This is a genomic window from Bacillus sp. RE35 (assembly GCF_052146655.1).
In the GTDB taxonomy this organism is placed as follows: Bacteria; Bacillota; Bacilli; order Bacillales; family Bacillaceae_G; genus Bacillus_A; species Bacillus_A cereus.
On record NZ_CP197377.1, the window covers coordinates 1,633,644 to 1,653,335 of the forward strand.

The window sequence follows — 19,692 nt, forward strand, 5'->3', positions numbered from 1 at the left end:
CAAAGGGGATAGGTATATGAAAAAAGTATTTGTATTCGTAAGCATTTTCTTTTGTTGTTTCCTTTATAACGTTAAGGAAGGGTTTGCTGCTAGTCCAATGAAACCTAGCTTTGAAGTAAAGTTATTATTGAAGCCAGAACAAGTATTAGGTGATAACAAAGAGATGAAGCAAGAGGTGTTAGAACATTTCCAGGCTGGTACAAAATATGAAAGAATACAAGTGCAATTTTTAGATACTGCGAATAAAAGTTTAAGCGAGGAAGGTTGGTTTGCTAGAATTCGAAAGAAAGAATTTAGTAAAGATTTTGAACTAACATATAAAAAAAGATATCCTATTCCAAATGGTGTAATTCAAGATGCACTAGAAGTAGCTAAAAAAGAAGGATTCGATAGTAATACGGATAGTTATGAGGCGGAAATAGATTGGGGATTTGAGAAGAAAACATTAAGCATTTCAAATAAGAAAAGTTACAGTGCTAAAGGATATGGAATACTTGATTTACCAAATAAACAAGCTGCTCAAAACATGTTAATAGAAAAATTACCAGGGAAAATGAACAAATGGTTGTATACAAATTGGGGAGAAGAGATGTTAAAGAATTCCCGTATTTACGGTCCTGTATTAATGAAACGATATACAGGAGAGTTTGAAAACATAAAAGCAAATATTGAAATTTGGCCATTAAGTAATACAGGAAAATTAGAAGATGACTTCGTAATAGAAGTGTCATTTAAAACAAATGAAGAAAGTATTGCGACAAAACAAAGGGAATTATTAATGGCGAGTTTAGAGAAAAAAGGCTGGTTGTTACCGAAAGATAGTTTGAAGACAGAGCTTATTTTTCAGTAAATAGTAAAAAGGAATCCATATGCCATGGATTCCTTTTTATATATGAGTATTAAGCTAAATCAGCTGACACGAACATATCACTATTTTGAAGATTTTTAGAGCGTAAACTATAAGCAACTACCTTCTTTTTATATTGTTTTACAACATCAACATGCTCTTCATGACTGTAAATATAAAATGTGAAATCTTTTTTACCACGTTTTGTATGGATAATTAAAGGAGTGCCTTCATTATGGGGTGGTGCATAATAGCGATCTAAAAATAAACCTTCGTTAAAATCATGAATAATTTTTGATTTCTGTTCGCCTTCTACGTTATTTCCGTGAATTGTAATAGTCACATTCTCTTCTTCAAGTTTTGGATGTGTTTCGTACTTGCTAATAATGGATTCAATAACAGTGTTAGGAAGGCTAGAAACGATAATTTTAAATGCTCCAAATACAACTAACATTACAATAAACCAAGTCGTCATAGTAATCATCCCCTTTATTCTATTTAATAATATAACTCATATGGTAATAGTACATATGGTGAAATTTTGTATAATTTGTGAAAAATATGCCATTTTCACGAACGAAATGTTAGAAAAATCAATTTTGTTACAAAAAGTTGAAATCGAAGTATTTTAAAAGAAAAAGGTTTATAATAAAAATATAACTAATAACCACATTACTAATTATAAGGAAGTGTAACTATGAGTACTGTAGCAATCGTATATGGTATTATTCTTTCCACAATTATTGTTTTGTTTTTTGTTGGGGTTTCACGTTATATTCATAAATGGAAAGAAGGCGTTGCGAAATTAAATCACATTGAAGAAGAACTTAGTGATTTAATGTTACATCATGGTAAGTAAACATTTATTTTTTAACCAAAAAATGTGAAGGATATCACAAAGCATGCTTTCCTAATGAAGGCATGTTTTTTTGTTGTTTAAGAAAAGATGTATTTTTGTATAAATAATCTAATTATTACTTAAAAAGGGAAAATTATTTAGTATAATATATAATATGTTTATTTTAGGGGGAGTATCATGAGGGGATTAAAAGTTGTTGGAATTATAGCTGGAATTACTATAGTAGGCTGTATAGCTTTCTTTTCAGTGAAGGAATATGTCAATTCCAAAGAAGACTCTAATTATGTGCTAAATTACATAAAAGAACATAAGGATGATAAAACAACTTCTTTAATTGTTAAAAGAAATGGTGAAACATTGACATCAATAAATGAAAAAGAAAAACTACCGCTAGCAAGTATGTCGAAAATCATTATAGCAATTGAATATGCTAAGCAAGTAGCTGAAGGGAAAATAAGAAAAGACGAGCAAATTTCATTGAAAGAATTAGAAAAATACTATGTGAAAAATACTGATGGTGGTGCACACCCTGCATGGCTAGATGATGTAAAAGTTAAAGAGTTAGTGAAGGGTGGTCAAACTTCTTTAGAAGAAGTAGTGAAAGGAATGATCCATTATAGTTCGAATGCGAATGCATCATATTTATTAGACAAGCTTGGAGCAGCGCGGATAAATGAAAGTTTGAAAGAGTTAGGCTTAAATAGTCACGATGAATTTTATCCAACGTATACAGGGGCATTATATATGAGGGGCTATGTTGAAAAAGAACTGCATATTCCTCAAAATAAAGCATTGGACAAGCTACGTAATATGTCTAATGATGAATATGTTAAGCATGTATGGCAAATACATGAATGGATGAAAGACGAGAAAGAATGGACAAAACGCGAGATATCTTTAAAAGCCGATATGGACTTTCAGCGTATTTGGTCAGATCGGTTTATAGGTGCAAATGCGAAGGATTACATGAGTTTACTGGAAAAGATAAATAGCAGAAATTATTTTACACCACAAATGCAAGGTGAGATTGAGAATATATTTAAAGGAACCGTAGGAGAGGGTATGTTCGAATTTGCTGGACAGAAAGGTGGTTCTACTGCATTTGTATTAACAAATAGTTTCTATGGTACTGATAAAAAAGGGAATAAGATTGAGATTGTCTTTATGATGAACAATTTGAGTGAAAAAGCATTTGAAAAGCTTCTAAGTAATATGGATTACTTTATTCGAGATATTGTCATAAGTGAGGAATTCAGAAATAAATTACAATGAAATAATTTTATTATGTAAACAAAGGGGCACTTATGAAAAGTGCTCTTTTGTAATACAGGATTTTCCAATCTTATTATTGAATATAAATTGAAAATAAGAAAGGAGGTTGAAAAATGACAACAATATATTTCGTTCGCCATGCCCATTCTACATATACAAAAGAAGAACGGGAACGACCTTTATCTGAAAAAGGGCACTGTGATGCAGAGAATGTAACACATTTATTAAAAGATAAACATATTGATGTTGTTATTTCTAGTCCGTACAAAAGAGCAATCCAAACTGTACAAGGAATTGCGAATACATATAAATTATCAATACAAACAGAAGAAGATTTGCGTGAAAGATTATTGAGCACAGAGCCAGTATCAAATTTTAATGATGCTATGCAGAATGTGTGGGAAGATTGGAGTTTTGCATACGAAGGCGGAGAATCGAATGATATCGCACAAAGGCGCGCTGTAATATGTATGCAAAATATATTAAAACAATATGAAGGTAAGAATATTGTAATAGGTACGCATGGAAATATTATGGTATTACTCATGAATTATTTTAATTCGAAATATGATTTTGAGTTTTGGAAAACACTTCATATGCCTGATGTGTATAAATTAAATTTTGATAAAAATCGTTTCATTTCTGCTGAAAGAATAGAGAAAACAGGTCATCGGTTAAATATTTTGTAAAAGTTTATCAAAAAAAGAGGAAAGAGAGAAGTTATTGTAGAAGTATGACTTTGTAACATAAAAAATATATGTTAAAGGAGGCTGTTTACATGTTTGAGAAAGAGAAAGAAGGGCTTATTGAAGTTCAAAACGTATATGAAATTGCACCAGAAGATGGAACAATCATTGGTATGGCAACGGAAGAAGAAATGGAAATTGCTGCTGAACTAGAGTTACAGTACTATGCCCATTCTCGTTTGTTAGAAGCAAATATTCAGTTAGACGGTTCCTCCTACAAAGAGTTACTTCAGGAGTTCCAGGAGTACGAAAGAAAATCAATGAGCTTTTGGCGAGCGATACATAAACGTTTAGCTGTGCCATGGGCGTGGGTACTACGTATTGATGTTGCGAATGGCCCTATATATGTAAGTAATGGAAGTTCATATTACGAAGAAATCGATGATGAAGAAGATTATGAATAGATAAGTAAGGAAGCAGCTTTAGTTGCTTCCTTTTTTTATTTGTAAGAAATGAATCGCCTCAATAATAATATCTGGTCGATCATTTTCTATACCGTGACTAGCATGTTCGGCAAGAATATATTGGCTGTTAGTTGAGAGGTGTAATTGTTCGTGAATTAGTTCTTGCCACATTGCTTCAAGTTGTGTTGCTTCCTCTTTTGGCATGCCACCATTAGTCAATTGAGTAATAGAATATTGAGGATCTCTACCGATAACGATTAATGGTATTTCTAATGTTTTACATAGCTCTTTTAGTAAGAGAGCACAGTTTTTCCACTCCGATAGTTCAGAAGCTGTCGCTTTATATAATGAAGGCGAGGTAGAGAATTCAATTTGCTGTTTTGATTGATCGGTGAGAATAGGTTTTAGTTCATTATAAAGTGTGTCTACATCCATTTTGGAATATATATTATATTTTTGAAACCAAACATCATCAGAATCAGTTTGATCAGAAATTGGTAAATGAAGTTCATCTAAACGGTGTAAGTTCATCGAAGTAGAATCAACTAAAATAAGTGCTTGCAGCTTATCTTCATGTAACATCGCAAAATGTTGTGCACATAATCCTCCATAGGAATGACCGATTAGAATAAATGGTTCTTGAATAGCTAGTTTGTTTAGTAACATATGTAGCTCTTTTGTAACGTGCCTTATTGTACGCGGCTGATTGCCTAAATCACTTTTTCCGTAACCTGGGCGATGGTATGAAACAACTGTAAAGTGCTCTGAAAGCTTTTCTATAATAGGAAACCAATCATAAAATGAGCAAGTCATTCCGGTTTGAATGACTACAGTTTGTTTACCATCTCCTTTTATATGTACTTCTATATTTTGCCCCATTATTTCTACAAATTTATGAATGTTAATTCCTCCTAAGCTTGAAATAATTTTTGACAAGCAAAAACGATACACCAAACACCTATACCAAGTAGGACAGATGTACTAAGTGTAAATGAATTTTTTAAACCAATATAGACAATAAATAATAGTAGTGCTGATGCGGGGAATCCATATAATACCCCTAAAGCAAATTGACTCAATTCTTGTTTATTTCCGCCTTCGAATGAAATCCAAAATAAACTAAGTAAACTCACGAGAGGAAGGGCAGCAATAAAGCCACCTATCGTACTGTAATGTTTAGCGACTTCAGTGATAATGCCAATAATAAGTGCCGAAACGATTACTTTAACGAGGAAATGCATATTTTGCCTCCTTCGCTAATAACGAAAATGCTTTTTCAATTAATTGTTGTTCTTCTTTTGATAACTGTGATTCTAATATTTTTATCTTTTCTTTATCTAGTAAAGTATGTTTTTCTAATCCTTCAATTCCTTCAATTGTTAATGTAAGGTTTACCACTCTTTCATCTTTTTTATTTCTCTCTTTAACGATGAAACCCTTTTGAATAAGGCGCTTTATGTGTTCAGACGCTGTGTTATGAGAAAGACTAAGCTCAGTAGCGACTTTTCCAATTGTTATATCTTTCTCACGAGAAACGATTTGTAAAATACGAATTGCTTGGTGGGAAAGGTTGTCCTCGTATTCGTATCGTAAGTGATAATAAATGCTCTCCCAATGTTGATTAATGTTGTTCATAATAATAAATCTCCTTTTTATATCGTATAGTAAGATATATTCGTCATTTTAGAAATAAAACCCTTTTATTTGGATAAAAAATGTTGAAAAAGTTTATTTTTATTGAAATATAAGGTAATCTATGTGTAAAGGTATACATTTAGCAAGAGAGAGGATGATAGCTGTGAATACATTCAAATGGATTAGTCATGAACAGATGTATGTAGATGAAATACATGTTGAAAAATGTGGTCCTCTTTCAGTCGGCGTATATGGGGGAAATCAAGAGAGTGATGCATATGAACGAGGAGATGCGGTGCTGGCTTGGTGGGATCCTGAATTACAATTTGAATTTGTTATGATTTTTGATACACATCACAAAACAAAAAATATAGATTATATAATAGAAGCGATTTCGGAAAGAAAAGAAAAACTAAAAGAGTTATTCTCATATCCAATACATTTAGCTTTCCATCATACACATATGTACTTATTAGCGTTATTTACAGATGAGTTATTTATTAAAAAGTGTGATCAAGATGATGAGGAACTCGCTTGCTTAATTTGTTTACGAAAAGGCGAATTTTTATATTGGTTATCAGTTGGTGATTGTTTCGCGTATTTATTCCATTCTGAGAAAACGAAAAATGGAAAAGGACGATTAAATAAACGGAAGAATTACGAATATATTGGCAGGAAAAATATTTTTGCAGCAAATACACCTTGCTTTACGTCAGGTGTAAGAGGATTAGAAAAAGGAATGAATCACATTGTAATGGCAACGGACGGTATTTTAGAGTGTGACAAACGAAGATTTGATGATGATCAATCTTTAGTAGAAATATTGCACGACGGAAATAGCTTGCAGATTGAGCCCGTATTAACAAATGTACTGCAGTGGAAAGGTAGAGACTGTGCCACGATTATTGGATGGTCTATTGATACTGATAATAAACAATGTGCTAATTAATATAAAAGGAGTTCAAGGTTTTTATCCTTGAACTCCTTTTTGTTAAGCAATATGGATGTGATATGTTTTTAACCATTCATTTACTTGTAGCATATACTCCATGGCACTTCTTGCCTCAAAATTGTTAATCTCTTTATTACTTTGATCAGCAATTGAAAGTAAGATGGAATGGTTAATAAGTGAGAAAATAGGATTGTTTTTATTGTTACACATATCAAGTGTTAAATTACGGATTGTTTGTAAGTAGAGTGGATCTTGTGAAGTTGGATAAGCGCTTTTTCTTCTATTGCGTACATCGTCAGGTAAAGCTGGTTGTAGTGCTCTACGTAAAATGCCTTTTTCAATATTATCAATACTTTTTATGTTGAAAGGAACATTCCATAAATATTCAACTAATCTATAATCACAAAACGGTACACGAACTTCAAATCCAACAGCCATACTCATGCGATCTTTACGGTCAAGTAAGAAAGGAAGGAATCTTGTTAAAAATAAATAAAACATTTGACGTTGTTTCGCGAATTTTTTACTTTCGCCTTCAAGGGTAGGTACTTCAAGTATCGCCTCTTGGAATCGTGTATCAATATAGTCTTCTAAATTACATTGGTTGCTTACTTCATTTAGTAGAAGAGGAGATGTATTTTTCCAATTTGTTAGCCAAGGAAACTTATCTACATATAGTAGTTCTTCTTGATGAAACCAAGGATATCCACCGAATACTTCATCAGCCGATTCGCCGGATAAAGCTACGGTCGCATCTTTTTTCATTTCGCAAAATAGTAAATATAGTGAAGTTTCCATTTCACCAGCACTCGGTAAATCTTTTGCATGAAGGGGAACGAATAAGTGATTTGCTAATTCTTCAGCATTCACAATAATATCATGATGCGCTGTCCCGACATGTTCAGAAACGCGTTTTACCCAAGGAGCGTCTAAACCAGTGCGAGCAAATGTCAGTTCGAAATCTTTTGCGCTATTTACAAAGTCAACAGAATACGTATGAAGTGTTTTATTTTCAGCAGCAAATTCTTTACCCGCAAGTGCAGTAATACCGCTAGAGTCTAATCCGCCTGATAACATACAAACGAGAGGAACATCGGCAATTAATTGTCTTTTTACTGTATCTTGTAAAATAGATAAAATATGCGAAGATGTATCTTCTATAGAGTCTGTATGGAACTTACTTTCTAAATTCCAATACTTCGTAACTACTTTTTTATGACGTGTAAATGTTATAGAATGTCCAGCACGTACTTCTTGAATATGTTTAAAGACGCCACATCCTGGAGTGCGAAATAAGCCTAATCCAAATATTTCATTTATTCCATTCGCATCAATTTCAGCAGGGACAGATGGATGCGCTAATAATGCTTTAATTTCAGAGCCGAAAATAATACTGCCATTTCTTTCTGTAAAAAAGAGTGGTTTTACACCTAAATGATCTCGTGCTAAAAACAATTGTTGCTTCTGATCATCCCATAAGGCAAAAGCGAAAATTCCGTTTAAATGTCGTACGCAGTCTTCTTTCCATTCTAAATAAGCATGTAGTAATACTTCTGTATCTGAATGGGTTTCAAATGCATGCCCACATTTTTGAAGCTGCTCTCTCAGTTCACGGAAATTATAAATTTCTCCATTATAAGTAAGAGCATACGTATAATCACCAGCACGAAATGTCTTAGGCTGTGTCCCGCCTTCTGGATCAATTACAATTAAACGCCGGTGTGCAAAGGCCGCATGAGGTGAAAACCAAAATCCTTCAGCATCCGGACCACGATGCTGAATACTATTTGCCATCTTTTTTAAAATAACATGTTGATTTGAAAGGTCTTCTTTCCAATCTACCCAACCTGTAATTCCACACATACACATCTCATCTCCTAAATTAAAATAGTAGATTAATGAAATAAAATGTACACCAAGTTAAAAAGTGACTATATAAATAGTGTACTACATGAATTAAATTACAGACTTGAGAAAATTTTCTTTGAACGCATAGTTATGTGAGACAATGGTTAAGGGAAAGTATTCCAAAAAATAAAAAAGATGAGAGAAAAAAATTTCTCAGACGTTATATAGGGTGTAAAAGCTTTTACAAAACAATAAGGGGAATCGCTACATGAAATCAAATGAGAAAAAGTTTATAAAAAGATTACAGCGGCAAAAAGAAGACGCGTTAGAATTCGTTGTCGATACATACTTACCACTCATAAAGGGGATCACACATAAAGTTCTACTTCCCATTCAAAATGATGGACTCATAGAGGAATGTATAAACGATATATTTCTTTCCATTTGGAATAACGCAAATAAATTCCATGGAGAGCCGAGTGATTTTAAAAAGTGGATTGCAGCGATTGCGAAGTTTAAAGCAATTGATTATTACCGGAAATCGACTAAAACAGTAGAAATCATTTCAGATGAGTTTCATATCAGTACAGAAAAATCAGCAGAAGACGAATTAATCGTTATGGAAGATAGGGAAGAATTATTGAAGCTCATTAATCAATTAGAACCGCTAGATCAAAAGGTGTTCATTATGAAATATTTACTTGGTATGAAGACAGAGGAAATAGGTGACAAGTTAGGATTAACTCGGGCAGCAATTGATAATCGAGTGTACCGGGGGAAAAAGAAACTACAACAAAATGCTACGAATATTAGTTTTGGAGGTAGTGCAATATGAAAGACATTTATGAACTATTAAATGATATTGATATAGATGAAAAAGAACTAGAAGAAATTGAGGCTTCTGAAATTGAAAAGGAAAAAGTAAAACGAAATGTAAAACAATCGATACGTACGAAGAAAAAGATGAAAAGTTGGAAGAAGGGTGTCGCTGCTGCATCAATTTTAGTAGGGTTATCGGTTGCAACTCTTGGTATCGGTTTTCCTACATATGCCGGGGGATTGCCAATTGTAGGTGACATATTCCGATTTTTAGATAATGGTAGAACGGGGTTATATGAAAATTATAAGGAATTTTCGACTGAGTTGAATATGACAAAAGAGAGTAATGGGGTTAAGGTTACAATTAATGATGTAATTTCTGATGGCAGAACATTATCTATAACGTATTCACTGGAAAGTGAGCAGGACTTAGGGGAGGATCCTATCATATTAGGTGGATTGGATATAATGGACGCTCATGGTAGTTCAGGCAGTGGTAAAATGACTAAAGTTACTGAAAAAAAGTATGTAGGTATGGTAACAACGACGCATCATGATAGCAATAAAAAGGACAAAGTAAACTTTAGATGGAATATAGAGAGAATAGAGATGCCAGATAGGAAAAAATCAATACAAGGTAATTGGAATTTCGCGTTAACTGTAAAATCAGTGGATAGTAAAGAGAGAACAATTGGTGGGAGTTCGGAAAAAGAAGGTATAAAAGCAAATATGGAAAAGGTCGCAATATCGCCAGTTTCATTTATTCTTTATTACAATCAAGAGGTTTCTAAGGGCGCGAGGAAAGAATGGGATAGTGTAGATGTTGAATTGACGGTTAAGGATGATTTAGGGAATATTTATTCGGGTGAAGGAAATGGGGGAAGTGGCAACGATCCTTACAATATCCATTGGAGTGCCACCTTCCAAAAACTAAACGAAAATGCAACAAAGCTTATCGTTACACCTCGCGTGCACTTGCGAGTACATACACCTGAAAATCATGGTGGAGTAGAGTATGTGAATGGGAAAGAGAAGAAAATAGAAGTGCCGAAAAAAGAAGCGAAGAGCAAAGATATTGTGTTAGATGATATTGTCATTGATTTAAAGAAATAAAAGAGAGACTGCCTAAAATCATTTAGGCAGTCTTTTTTCGTTAAGAACTAGTGACGAATAGTGCATGCGGATGCTGCGTTTTATACTCATCTTTCCACGGAATGTTTAGTTGTTCCCACGATTCGCCGCTATCATTGGATTGAAAGACGCCATTGTTATTTAACGTGTAAAACGTATGTGGTTCGGCTTCGTTTGTAGCAAACATCGAAATGACTGTACCGATTGCAGATGGTAGTCCTTGTTGTACTTGCTGGAAAGGAGTATCTTTCGTTTTTCGATAAATATAAGACTCATAAGGGATACGATGATGAGCGAGATCAGCACTTGGCGCGGCAGAAACGAGAATCGTATCACAATCAGCTGGATCAATAGCCATGCTGTATAAATAATGATGTTCAAGTCCTGCACTACATGAGATCCAGCTGTTTCCATTGTTATAACTCTCAAGATAAGCACGATCAGGTCCGCCCATAAATCCGTCACCACATGATGCATAAAGGCGATTTGGTGCTTCAGGGTGCATAAGTAATTGATGAGCATCGATAGGAGCACCGAATTTTTTATCAATCCATGTATGCCCTTTATCATTACTTTGAATAACAGCACCAGCTTCGATTGAAACGTGTATTGTATTAGGGTTGTTTGGATCAACTGTAATCCAGCGTACGTGATGGGTAAAAGGTCTAGGCGGGAAAGCCCATGTATAAGAAGATAATAATGATTTCATATTTTTAAGTTCAGTCCACGTTTCACCACCATTTTCAGAGCGAAATAAAGCGCTCGGTTCTGTGCCGACATAAACGACCCCATATCCGTTAACTTGTTCATTTGAGCTTATTGTTATGGAAGTGATAGAGGAGTGCAAAATACCATCTTCTTTAGGGAAATCAAAGTAACGATAAGAATCTCCAATTGGTCTCCATGAATCCCCACTATCGTCACTTAACCATAGACCTCGTCCAAATGTTCCGCAATATACACGATTCTTTTGAAATGGATCAACAGCGATACAGGTAGGTTGCATATTTTGTAAGTGATAAGTCGTTTCATAGTTATCATTGTGTTCTTTCACTACAACAAGTTCACGTTCCATACAGAGAAATAAACGTTTCATTTAAGTAACCTCCTTAAAAATTCTTTCATTAGTAAACAATATGAAAATAAAAAAGAAGTAGTCTTGTTTTATTTGAGAAAAAGGGATTGTTTAAAAAATAGCGAAGTGTGTATACAGAGGAAGCGGGCGTTTACAATCAGTCGATTCGGGATAAACACGGGGAGTTTGTTTCATACTAACATACAGATATTGTACTTAAAGGAGTATAAGTATGGGACATTCGCATGATCATGGTCATTCAAAAAATAAAAAGGCGTTACTAATTGCCTTCCTACTAACAACAAGTTTTATGATTGCAGAAGTTGTTGGGGGATTTGTAACAAATAGCTTAGCACTACTATCTGACGCGGGGCATATGCTAAGTGATGCAGTATCTTTAGCTTTAAGTTTACTTGCGTTTAAACTCGGAGAAAAAACAGCAACAACTGCGAAAACATACGGGTATAAGCGAGTCGAAATGTTAGCAGCATTATGTAACGGTGTCGTTCTTATTGTCATTTCGGTATACATTTTTATTGAAGCAATCCGTCGTTTTAAAGAACCAGTTGAGATTGCTAGTAATGGGATGCTCATTATTGCAGTCCTTGGTCTGCTTATTAATATTTTATCAGCTTGGATATTAATGAGAGGCGGAGATGTGAAAGGTAATTTGAATTTAAGAAGTGCTTTCCTGCACGTACTAGGCGATCTATTGGGTTCCGTCGGAGCGATTATTGCTGCGTTACTTATTAAATTTTTCGGATGGACTGCTGCAGATGCGATTGCTAGTATTCTTGTGTCTATTTTAGTCATTATTAGTGGATGGCGTGTAACACGTGATACGGTTCATATATTAATGGAAGGTGCACCACAGCACATAAATGTTGAAGAGGTAAAAAGTACATTATTAAATATTCCGATTGTCAAAGAAGTTCATGATTTGCACATATGGTCTGTCACATCGGATTTTCAAGTATTAACTTGCCACTTGATTATTAAAGGGAATGAAACGCAAAGTGTATTAAAAGAGGCTACGTATGTATTAAAGGAGAAGTTTCATGTAGAACATGTCACCATTCAAGTAGAAATAGATGGTGAATTTCATCACGATGAGACAACTTGCAAAGTATGAAAGAAAAAGGATAAGAAAAAGTGTCATAACATTTTTCGCACGGCATACATATATATAATGTGGCCACAAATACTTTGCAAGGTAAATATTTCATGAAATTACTTTACTTATAAAGAGTCATCTTTTATAATCAAAAGTGGTAATTGATAAAGATTATCATTTTCAATGATCGTAGAAAGGAGTTTTTTAAAAGATGAGTAGTCAACTCCGTTTTGCTGTTGAAAATCGTAAGAGGCATTTAATTGATGAGTTAATTGGAGCAGGTGTGTTTAAGATTCGCGACCGACAATTATACGAGCTGTCTTTAGAGGAATTGGAAAAAGAGTACGAAGATATGGAAGATTATGCAAATATTCAGGCGTAGCTATATAGATTAGTAAAAGGAGAGCTGGTTACGATTTTGTGTAACCAGCTCTCTTTTTATTTCGTAGAAATTATTTTTTGTATTTCTTTCATGGGACGGAGCCAGTTTTGGGTCATTATTTGTTCCATTTGTTTTTCGTCCTGCTTCTGTAATGCTTGAATGATAGAGTGATGTTCTTCAATAGATTGACTTGCTGGAACAAAGTTTTGGAAAAACAAATATTCAAGACGTAAAACGTGAAGTTGCATATTTTCTAGAAAGGGTTCAATATATTGGTTTTTAGCAATAGAAGAAATTGTATTGTGGAATTGTATATCTAATTTTAAAGCTTGTTTTGCGTTTTTTTTCTCTATAGAGTGCTGAAAATGATCATTTATTTCAGAAAGTATTTGAATATCAGCGTCTGTAATGTTTTGAAGAGCTTGCTTTCCTATAATAGAGTGAAGACCAGCCATCGTTTCATAAATGATAGATACGTCGTCTAACTTAATAGGAGCAATTTTCGTTTTTTGCCCTGGTACCATTTCCACTAATCCAGAAAGCTCTAATATTTGAAGTGCTTCCCTTACAGGTGTTCTGCTTACTCCTAGTGCCTCAGCCAATTCCCCATCATTAATTTTTTCATTGGGCTTCAGTACACCTTCAATAATCCAATTTTGTAGTTGATTTAAAACGAGTGATTTTGCTGAAATTCTTCCTGGTTTTTTATAATTTTGAGGGACAGGCATAGTGAATTCAATCCTTTCATTGTATATTTTCCTTTTTTGCATGAACAAGCTTTAATTTTTGTTTCCCTTCATCCGGTTTTTGGCTTAAGATGAGCACCATTACAATGACACAAAAAGCGCCTAATAACTGAAAAGATTGAAATGGCACGTGCAATATAAGTACAGAAGAAATAATAGCTGCGAGTGGTTCTGTGCAACCAAATAATGTTGTTTCTTTCGGAGTCAGGTATCGTATGCTGTCTAAGTATAAATAAAAGGCAATAAGTGTCCCGAAAATGACGACAAATATGATGAGCGGTAGGGTACTTAGTTTTACATATTTCATAGTTGATAATAAAATGAATTCGTTTGTAGAAATAAAGTGTACAATCGTTACACCAATACCCCCAATAATCATGCCCCATCCAACGATAACGGAGGAAGACCATTTTTCTAACAATTCCTTTGAATATAAACTATAAAAAGCGAGAGATAATCCAGATAAAATACCCCAAATAATAGCTGGTGTAGAAACAGCCAAGTTATGAACAGACCCGTTTGTTAGTAAGAGAAAAGTGCCTACTAATGAAAGGGTAATTGAAATGAAATCAATTTTTGATGGACGAACGTTCCATTTGAAAAGTAAGTATACAGTGATGAATATAGGAGCTAAATATTGTAATAATGTTGCCACGGCAGCATTTCCCTCTTTAATTGAAGCGAAATACGTATACTGTACAGCAAGCATACCGAATAGACCAAACAAAATCATTTTAATAGCATCAGATTTTTGTTTCCAAATGCCAAATATCTCTTTTTTTCTCGTTCCGAATGAGGAAATAATGAGCAAAATAATTCCAGATATAAGTAAGCGGATCGTAACTAACCATTCGGTTGAAACATTGTCATATTGAAAAAGCTGTTGTGCAGCTGTACCAGACAAGCCCCATAAACAAGCACCGATTATGACCATTATAATTCCTTTTAATCGATTTGAATCCATATGATTTAAAATTCTCCTTTCTAAAAATATAAATTGAATACAATATGCAATATATCACAGAATAACTCGTTAATAAACTGAAATTTCTAATTTTATTTTTTTTATGTATAGTAAAATATTGTAGAGGAGGGGGAGTATATGTTAGCTGGATTTTTAGTTTGTTTATTTGTTGGGTTACTTATCATTTTTTTAGGGTATCAAATACATGTGAAAAAGAGGTTGTTTTTGTTAGCAGGATATCAAGAAGAAACGTTTGTTGGAGATAAAAATAAATTAGCGAAGCTTTCAGGAGCATTTTCTTATATAGTTGGAGTTGCTACTATAATATTACCGCTTGGCTTAGAAAAAATAGGTAATGTAGTTGGTATCGTATATGCTATATTAATTGTTTTAGGTACAATTGTATTCATAATTAAAGCAAACCTATTAAATAAGAGTGCTATAAAGTAAAAAGGCTTCATTCTACTGAAGCCTTTTATTAATTATTATGAAGTATAAGTAAAAGCCGGAATAGGATCAATAAATGTATTCCACTTTTGTCCCATTTCCTTTTCTGTTAATAGACAATCATCTAATGATTGTTCAATCACAGAACGATTCATATCAATACCGATAAATACGAGCTCAGTTATTCGATCTCCATATCGCTCGTCCCAGTTTTTTAATACTTCTGGTTCTTCTGCAATCATTTGATTTCTTTCAGTTTCAGGTAATGCGGCTATCCATTCACCGGCTCCTTGAATTGTAATAGAGGAACCTGCTTGAGATAGAAGCCCTATCATATTATTACGAGATGCCAGCCAGAAGAATCCTTTCGCTCTTACAACATCTAAAGGCCATTTTTCTAGCCAATTCATAAGGCGCTCGGGATGGAAAGGATATTTGCGGCGGTAAACAAAGGAATTGATACTGTATTCTTCCGTTTCCGGTGTATGATAGTCACTATTTAATTCTTGTATCCAGCCGGCCGATTGACTGGCTTCTTCATAATTAAATAGATTTGTGTTTAAAATTTCTTGTAATGGTACTTTGCTAAACGAAGATTCAAGAACTTTTGCATTAGGATTTAATTTTTTTAGTAAATGATGAAGCTCTATCACATCTTCTTTTTCTAGCAAATCTATCTTATTAAGAATAATTACGTTTGCAAACTCAATTTGATCTATTAATAAATCAATAACTTCCCGGGTATCATTCTCATCGATTGCTTGTTTTCGGTCTAATAAACTTTCTCCATCTGCAAAATCATCCCAAAATCTGTTTGCATCTACAACTGTAACCATCGTATCGAGGCGACAATTTTTCGTTAAATCAATGTTAAGAACTTCGTCTGTATAAGTAAACGTTTGAGCAACTGGAATAGGCTCACTTATACCAGAAGATTCAATAATAATATAGTCAATATCACCATTTTCCACAAGACGATTCACTTCTATCATTAAATCTTCTCGTAGTGTACAACAAATACAGCCATTTTGAATTTTTACTAGTTTTTCCTCCGTACGTGAAAAACCACCCTTTTTTATAAGAGATGCATCAATGTTTACTTCGCTCATATCATTAACGATAACAGCTACTTTTAAGTTATTCTTATTAGTCAAAATGTGATGTAGTAAGGTAGTTTTTCCAGATCCTAAAAAACCACTTAATACAGTGATAGGTACTTTTTTCATGAAATGATCTCTCCTTTAAATCGTAATGATTACGTTTTATGTTAAACGATAGGAAAAGAAAAAGCAAGAATAAATCATAATGATTACGATTTAAGAATAGAAATAGACTATAAAATTTGTGCTGTAGTATGGAGCATTTGGACAAGCACATGTTTACATATAAATAAAATGGAGGCGAGAAGCTTGGTCTTTAATAGAGTTTCAAAAGAATTAGTAGGCATAGCTCTTATCGCTATGTTTCTCTTTTTATTATTTTTTGTAGATTTTACAAGTCTAGCAAATTTGCACAAAAATATGCCACAGGAATGGTTGAATGTGAATACAGTATTTTTAAGTATCATTTTTGAAGCAATACCCTTTATTTTATTAGGGGTAATTGTTTCTTCATGTATTCAAGTGTTTGTGACGGAAGATATGATTCAAAAAGTACTGCCGAAATCTCCGATTGTTGCAATGATTCCGGCAGTATTTGTGGGAGTTCTTTTTCCAATGTGTGAATGTGTCATTATACCAATTGTAAGAAGGCTCATTCAAAAGGGGTTACCACTTCATGTAGGCATTGTTATTTTACTGAGTGCACCCATTATGAATCCAGTTGTTCTTTTATCTACTGTATATGCGTTTCCAAAAAATGATTACGTTGTATATGCACGCTTTGGGATAACAATTTTAGTTGCTCTATTCATAGGTCTAATTGTGTATTATTGCTATCGCGAAAGAAATGTTTTAAAAGATGTAGAGGTTTCAGTTCAAACAAGCAATAAAAAGAGTTGGAAAGATGTTATGAATCACATTGTAGATGAGTTTTTTGATACTGGTAAGTATTTATTGATTGGTGCTTTTTTAGCAAGTGTATTTCAAACGTTTTTTGATCGGAATGTACTGGATGCAGTAGCACATAACGAAGTAATTGCCCCCTTTATTATGATGGGATTTGGTTATGTTTTATCAATTTGCTCTGCAGCCGATGCTTTTATAGCGGCATCTTTTGGACATGTTTTCTCGGTAAAGGCACTTCTCGCATTTCTTGTGTTTGGGCCTATGCTTGATATGAAAAATACGTTAATGCTATTTGCATATTTTCAAAAGAGATTTGTATTCTTTTTGATAGGAATTGTCATTATATCTGTGTATACCATCCTGCAAATCATAATGTTATAGGAGGTGAGAAAGAATGGGGAAAGAGGAGCAGAAAGCATATCATTGCTATATTCGTGGCATTATTTTAATTGGTTTAGCAATGCTCTTATTTAAACTACTTGTAACAGGGAATATTTATAATTTTATCGCTCCAAAAATGATCAAATTTACGTATATAGCTTTTGTAGTAATTTTAATTTTTGGTATTGTACAAGTTTGGAGAGATGGAAGAGAAAAACAGCATGATTGTAATTGTTGTAAACATCATACAACATCAAAATCAGGGATAAAAAGTTTCTTTGTATATGTTTTATTTGTCGTTCCGATAGTTAGTGCTTTTCTCTTTGGAAGTGTAACAATTGATGGAAGTTTAGCAGGAAAAAGGGGTATGAATCAAAGTGTACAGTCGAGAAGTCTAGAAAGGAACGAAAAAGAGGGGAAACAGGTTAAGTTTGATGGGCGAGAAGTATCAGTTGATCCAGAAGAAACATCAAATTTAGCAACGACTTATAAAACGGAAGAGCAAGTAGTAAAAAGTATGTTAGGACAGCGTAAACTACAAGTAAAGGATAAGGATTATGTTCAAACAATGAATGTAATTGGTCAAAATGTCAATTGGTTTAAAGGGAAAGAAATTACATTCTTAGGGTTTATATATAAGGATAAAGATGTGACGGGTAATAAAGCAGTAGTGGCTCGATATGGTATAACTTGTTGTATTGCGGATGCATCAGTCTGGGGGATGATTGTTACCGGGAAAAATATTGAAAAAATTCCAGAAGAAACATGGGTGAAAATAACAGGATTATTAGATGAAACGACATATAAAGGAACAGTCTTTCCACTTGTAAAAGTAAACAAAATCGAGAAAATTAATAAGCCAACTGACCCATATGTATATGATGCTTTACCTCAATAGAAAAGAATAAATTCTTCATATTTTCATGAAATAGAATCATAATCATGGCAATAAAAAAATAAAGATAAGAGTAATTTGGTTTGTTAAAAATATGTGCAGAAGGAGTTATGCGATGAACTGGGTTACTCATAAACCATCATTTGAATTTGAAACATTTAGTCCTATTATTCGGTCACAATCTGCGTGGAGTGGACATTTAGATTTTGCATATGACTTAGTACGATTTGAAAAACCGGAAACTTTAGTTGAGTTAGGTACACATCTAGGTGCTTCTTTCTTCAGTTTTTGTCAAGGAGTAAAAGATGGAGGGTTATCGACTAAATGCTTTGCAGTAGATACTTGGGCTGGAGATGGGCATACAGGTCCATATGGAGAAGGGGTTTTTCAAATAGTAGAAAAAGTAGTGAGCGATAACTACCTTAATATAGGAAATTTAATTCGATCTACTTTTGATGATGCTGTAGACCGGTTTCAAGATGAAACGATAAATCTTTTGCATATTGATGGCTATCATACGTATGAAGCTGTTTCTCACGATTATAATACATGGCTACCGAAAGTCGCGAAAAACGGTATTGTATTATTTCATGATATTGAAGTTAGAAGTGGTGATTTCGGCGTGTATAAGTTTTGGGATGAGGTAAAAGCGAAGTGCCCTCATTTTCAATTTGCGCATTCATATGGACTGGGAGTGTTATTTCCGAAGGGTTGTAGTGATAAGTTTGAGGAAATACTTAAAAATAAAGAAGAAATACAAAATATGTATAAATAAAGATAGGGCATACATCATTTTAAGGATGTGTGCCCTATTTTTTGCGTAGAAAATAATGGTGTGAATTAAAAAGTTAAGATAGTTGTAAAAAGTTTTGTTGCAGCAAATATTAAAAAAGTTAGTATGGGATTGTTCCTTGTAAATAAAGTGAAGCTTTAATATGTTCATATCGATTCGGAATTTTACAGTAGTTAATTTCTTACCTAAGTGCTTTGCACTTACTGAATTTTAAGGCGGAGGTCTTATTGGCCGAAAATATCGGGATAAATAAAAATACAACATTTTTTATATTTTTCATTGCGAAAAACGTAATCTACTTTTACAATAGAAAGGGTTGTGAATATATTATACTGGAAAAATAAATCGAAATAATATGAAAATTTTGTTTTGTCTT

24 protein-coding genes are annotated in these 19,692 nt (G+C 33.6%); 15 read left to right on the forward strand and 9 right to left on the reverse strand.

Features of this window, described 5'->3' with window-relative positions; genetic code table 11:
• Window positions 1-16: 16 nt before the first annotated feature.
• Window positions 17-850 (forward strand): hypothetical protein, encoded by an 834-nt coding sequence (locus tag ACTL4X_RS08600; RefSeq protein ID WP_000755315.1) that lies wholly within the window; start codon window positions 17-19, stop codon window positions 848-850.
• 49 nt (window positions 851-899) lie between these two features.
• Here the strand turns inward: ACTL4X_RS08600 and ACTL4X_RS08605 are convergent, their stop codons facing one another.
• Window positions 900-1,322 (reverse strand): YfmQ family protein, encoded by a 423-nt coding sequence (locus ACTL4X_RS08605; protein WP_086404340.1) that lies wholly within the window; start codon window positions 1,320-1,322, stop codon window positions 900-902.
• Window positions 1,323-1,362: 40 nt separating this feature from the next.
• On the opposite strand from ACTL4X_RS08605, the gene ACTL4X_RS08610 reads away from it, so the two are divergent.
• The 5 genes from ACTL4X_RS08610 to ACTL4X_RS08630 all read left to right on the forward strand — a co-directional run bounded on the left by ACTL4X_RS08610 (window position 1,363) and on the right by ACTL4X_RS08630 (window position 4,128).
• Window positions 1,363-1,479: a hypothetical protein gene (locus tag ACTL4X_RS08610; protein ID WP_001987133.1), complete on the forward strand. Its 117-nt coding sequence runs from the start codon at window positions 1,363-1,365 to the stop codon at window positions 1,477-1,479.
• A gap of 65 nt (window positions 1,480-1,544) precedes the next feature.
• A complete protein-coding gene (locus ACTL4X_RS08615; protein ID WP_000108701.1) occupies window positions 1,545-1,706 on the forward strand; it encodes a hypothetical protein in 162 nt (53 codons plus the stop codon).
• A 177-nt stretch (window positions 1,707-1,883) separates the two neighbouring features.
• Complete coding sequence (locus ACTL4X_RS08620; protein ID WP_001214666.1) at window positions 1,884-2,978, forward strand: serine hydrolase; 1,095 nt, start codon at window positions 1,884-1,886, stop codon at window positions 2,976-2,978.
• A gap of 113 nt (window positions 2,979-3,091) precedes the next feature.
• Entirely contained in the window at window positions 3,092-3,667 is a 576-nt protein-coding gene (locus ACTL4X_RS08625) for a histidine phosphatase family protein (RefSeq protein ID WP_000208265.1), read from the forward strand.
• Between the two features lie 89 nt (window positions 3,668-3,756).
• On the forward strand, window positions 3,757-4,128 hold the full coding sequence (locus tag ACTL4X_RS08630) for a hypothetical protein (protein WP_000461779.1): 372 nt from the start codon (window positions 3,757-3,759) through the stop codon (window positions 4,126-4,128).
• Between the two features lie 18 nt (window positions 4,129-4,146).
• Here ACTL4X_RS08630 and ACTL4X_RS08635 read toward each other — a convergent pair whose 3' ends face one another.
• From ACTL4X_RS08635 to ACTL4X_RS08645, 3 genes are read right to left on the reverse strand one after another with little or no spacing between them, the layout of a single operon-like run.
• Window positions 4,147-5,079: an alpha/beta fold hydrolase gene (locus ACTL4X_RS08635; RefSeq protein WP_063225442.1), complete on the reverse strand. Its 933-nt coding sequence runs from the start codon at window positions 5,077-5,079 to the stop codon at window positions 4,147-4,149.
• Entirely contained in the window at window positions 5,040-5,369 is a 330-nt protein-coding gene (locus ACTL4X_RS08640) for a DUF3147 family protein (RefSeq protein WP_000545616.1), read from the reverse strand. Before ACTL4X_RS08640 ends, ACTL4X_RS08635 begins: the two co-directional genes overlap by 40 nt.
• Entirely contained in the window at window positions 5,353-5,763 is a 411-nt protein-coding gene (locus ACTL4X_RS08645) for a MarR family winged helix-turn-helix transcriptional regulator (protein ID WP_001059782.1), read from the reverse strand. The genes ACTL4X_RS08640 and ACTL4X_RS08645 overlap by 17 nt, the downstream gene beginning before the upstream one ends.
• Before the next feature lie 121 nt (window positions 5,764-5,884).
• Between ACTL4X_RS08645 and ACTL4X_RS08650 the strand changes: the two genes are divergently transcribed.
• Entirely contained in the window at window positions 5,885-6,712 is an 828-nt protein-coding gene (locus ACTL4X_RS08650) for a protein phosphatase 2C domain-containing protein (protein WP_002040904.1), read from the forward strand.
• 42 nt (window positions 6,713-6,754) lie between these two features.
• On the opposite strand, the gene asnB is transcribed toward ACTL4X_RS08650, so the two are convergent.
• On the reverse strand, window positions 6,755-8,578 hold the full coding sequence (gene asnB, locus ACTL4X_RS08655) for an asparagine synthase (glutamine-hydrolyzing) (RefSeq protein WP_086692843.1): 1,824 nt from the start codon (window positions 8,576-8,578) through the stop codon (window positions 6,755-6,757).
• Window positions 8,579-8,831: 253 nt separating this feature from the next.
• On the opposite strand from asnB, the gene ACTL4X_RS08660 reads away from it, so the two are divergent.
• Window positions 8,832-9,398 carry a sigma-70 family RNA polymerase sigma factor gene (locus tag ACTL4X_RS08660; protein WP_086692841.1) on the forward strand — a complete coding sequence of 189 codons (567 nt, stop codon included), beginning with the start codon at window positions 8,832-8,834 and terminating at the stop codon, window positions 9,396-9,398.
• Window positions 9,395-10,495, forward strand: coding sequence for a DUF4179 domain-containing protein (locus ACTL4X_RS08665; RefSeq protein ID WP_003312848.1), 1,101 nt, complete (start codon window positions 9,395-9,397; stop codon window positions 10,493-10,495). The genes ACTL4X_RS08660 and ACTL4X_RS08665 overlap by 4 nt, the downstream gene beginning before the upstream one ends.
• 40 nt (window positions 10,496-10,535) lie before the next feature.
• On the opposite strand, the gene ACTL4X_RS08670 is transcribed toward ACTL4X_RS08665, so the two are convergent.
• Complete coding sequence (locus tag ACTL4X_RS08670) at window positions 10,536-11,609, reverse strand: WD40/YVTN/BNR-like repeat-containing protein (RefSeq protein ID WP_000825299.1); 1,074 nt, start codon at window positions 11,607-11,609, stop codon at window positions 10,536-10,538.
• 211 nt (window positions 11,610-11,820) lie between these two features.
• Here ACTL4X_RS08670 and ACTL4X_RS08675 point away from each other — a divergent pair, with 211 nt between their 5' ends.
• Both ACTL4X_RS08675 and fbpA read left to right on the forward strand, forming a co-directional pair.
• Entirely contained in the window at window positions 11,821-12,720 is a 900-nt protein-coding gene (locus ACTL4X_RS08675; RefSeq protein ID WP_000510034.1) for a cation diffusion facilitator family transporter, read from the forward strand.
• 193 nt (window positions 12,721-12,913) lie between these two features.
• A complete protein-coding gene (gene fbpA, locus ACTL4X_RS08680) occupies window positions 12,914-13,084 on the forward strand; it encodes a Fur-regulated basic protein FbpA (protein WP_000098302.1) in 171 nt (56 codons plus the stop codon).
• Window positions 13,085-13,140: 56 nt separating this feature from the next.
• On the opposite strand, the gene ACTL4X_RS08685 is transcribed toward fbpA, so the two are convergent.
• Both ACTL4X_RS08685 and ACTL4X_RS08690 read right to left on the reverse strand, forming a co-directional pair.
• Window positions 13,141-13,812 (reverse strand): GntR family transcriptional regulator, encoded by a 672-nt coding sequence (locus ACTL4X_RS08685; protein WP_002040907.1) that lies wholly within the window; start codon window positions 13,810-13,812, stop codon window positions 13,141-13,143.
• A gap of 16 nt (window positions 13,813-13,828) precedes the next feature.
• Entirely contained in the window at window positions 13,829-14,794 is a 966-nt protein-coding gene (locus ACTL4X_RS08690; RefSeq protein WP_000378077.1) for a DMT family transporter, read from the reverse strand.
• 138 nt (window positions 14,795-14,932) lie between these two features.
• Here ACTL4X_RS08690 and ACTL4X_RS08695 point away from each other — a divergent pair, with 138 nt between their 5' ends.
• Window positions 14,933-15,244 (forward strand): DUF3784 domain-containing protein, encoded by a 312-nt coding sequence (locus ACTL4X_RS08695; RefSeq protein ID WP_000879375.1) that lies wholly within the window; start codon window positions 14,933-14,935, stop codon window positions 15,242-15,244.
• A 35-nt stretch (window positions 15,245-15,279) separates the two neighbouring features.
• On the opposite strand, the gene ACTL4X_RS08700 is transcribed toward ACTL4X_RS08695, so the two are convergent.
• Window positions 15,280-16,467, reverse strand: a complete 1,188-nt coding sequence (locus tag ACTL4X_RS08700; RefSeq protein ID WP_149287505.1) for a GTP-binding protein — start codon at window positions 16,465-16,467, stop codon at window positions 15,280-15,282.
• A 168-nt stretch (window positions 16,468-16,635) separates the two neighbouring features.
• Between ACTL4X_RS08700 and ACTL4X_RS08705 the strand changes: the two genes are divergently transcribed.
• The 3 genes from ACTL4X_RS08705 to ACTL4X_RS08715 all read left to right on the forward strand — a co-directional run bounded on the left by ACTL4X_RS08705 (window position 16,636) and on the right by ACTL4X_RS08715 (window position 19,298).
• On the forward strand, window positions 16,636-17,628 hold the full coding sequence (locus tag ACTL4X_RS08705; RefSeq protein ID WP_171287437.1) for a permease: 993 nt from the start codon (window positions 16,636-16,638) through the stop codon (window positions 17,626-17,628).
• A gap of 13 nt (window positions 17,629-17,641) precedes the next feature.
• A complete protein-coding gene (locus tag ACTL4X_RS08710) occupies window positions 17,642-18,526 on the forward strand; it encodes a TIGR03943 family putative permease subunit (RefSeq protein ID WP_000513979.1) in 885 nt (294 codons plus the stop codon).
• A gap of 112 nt (window positions 18,527-18,638) precedes the next feature.
• On the forward strand, window positions 18,639-19,298 hold the full coding sequence (locus ACTL4X_RS08715) for a class I SAM-dependent methyltransferase (protein WP_001104669.1): 660 nt from the start codon (window positions 18,639-18,641) through the stop codon (window positions 19,296-19,298).
• Window positions 19,299-19,692 lie beyond the last annotated feature (394 nt).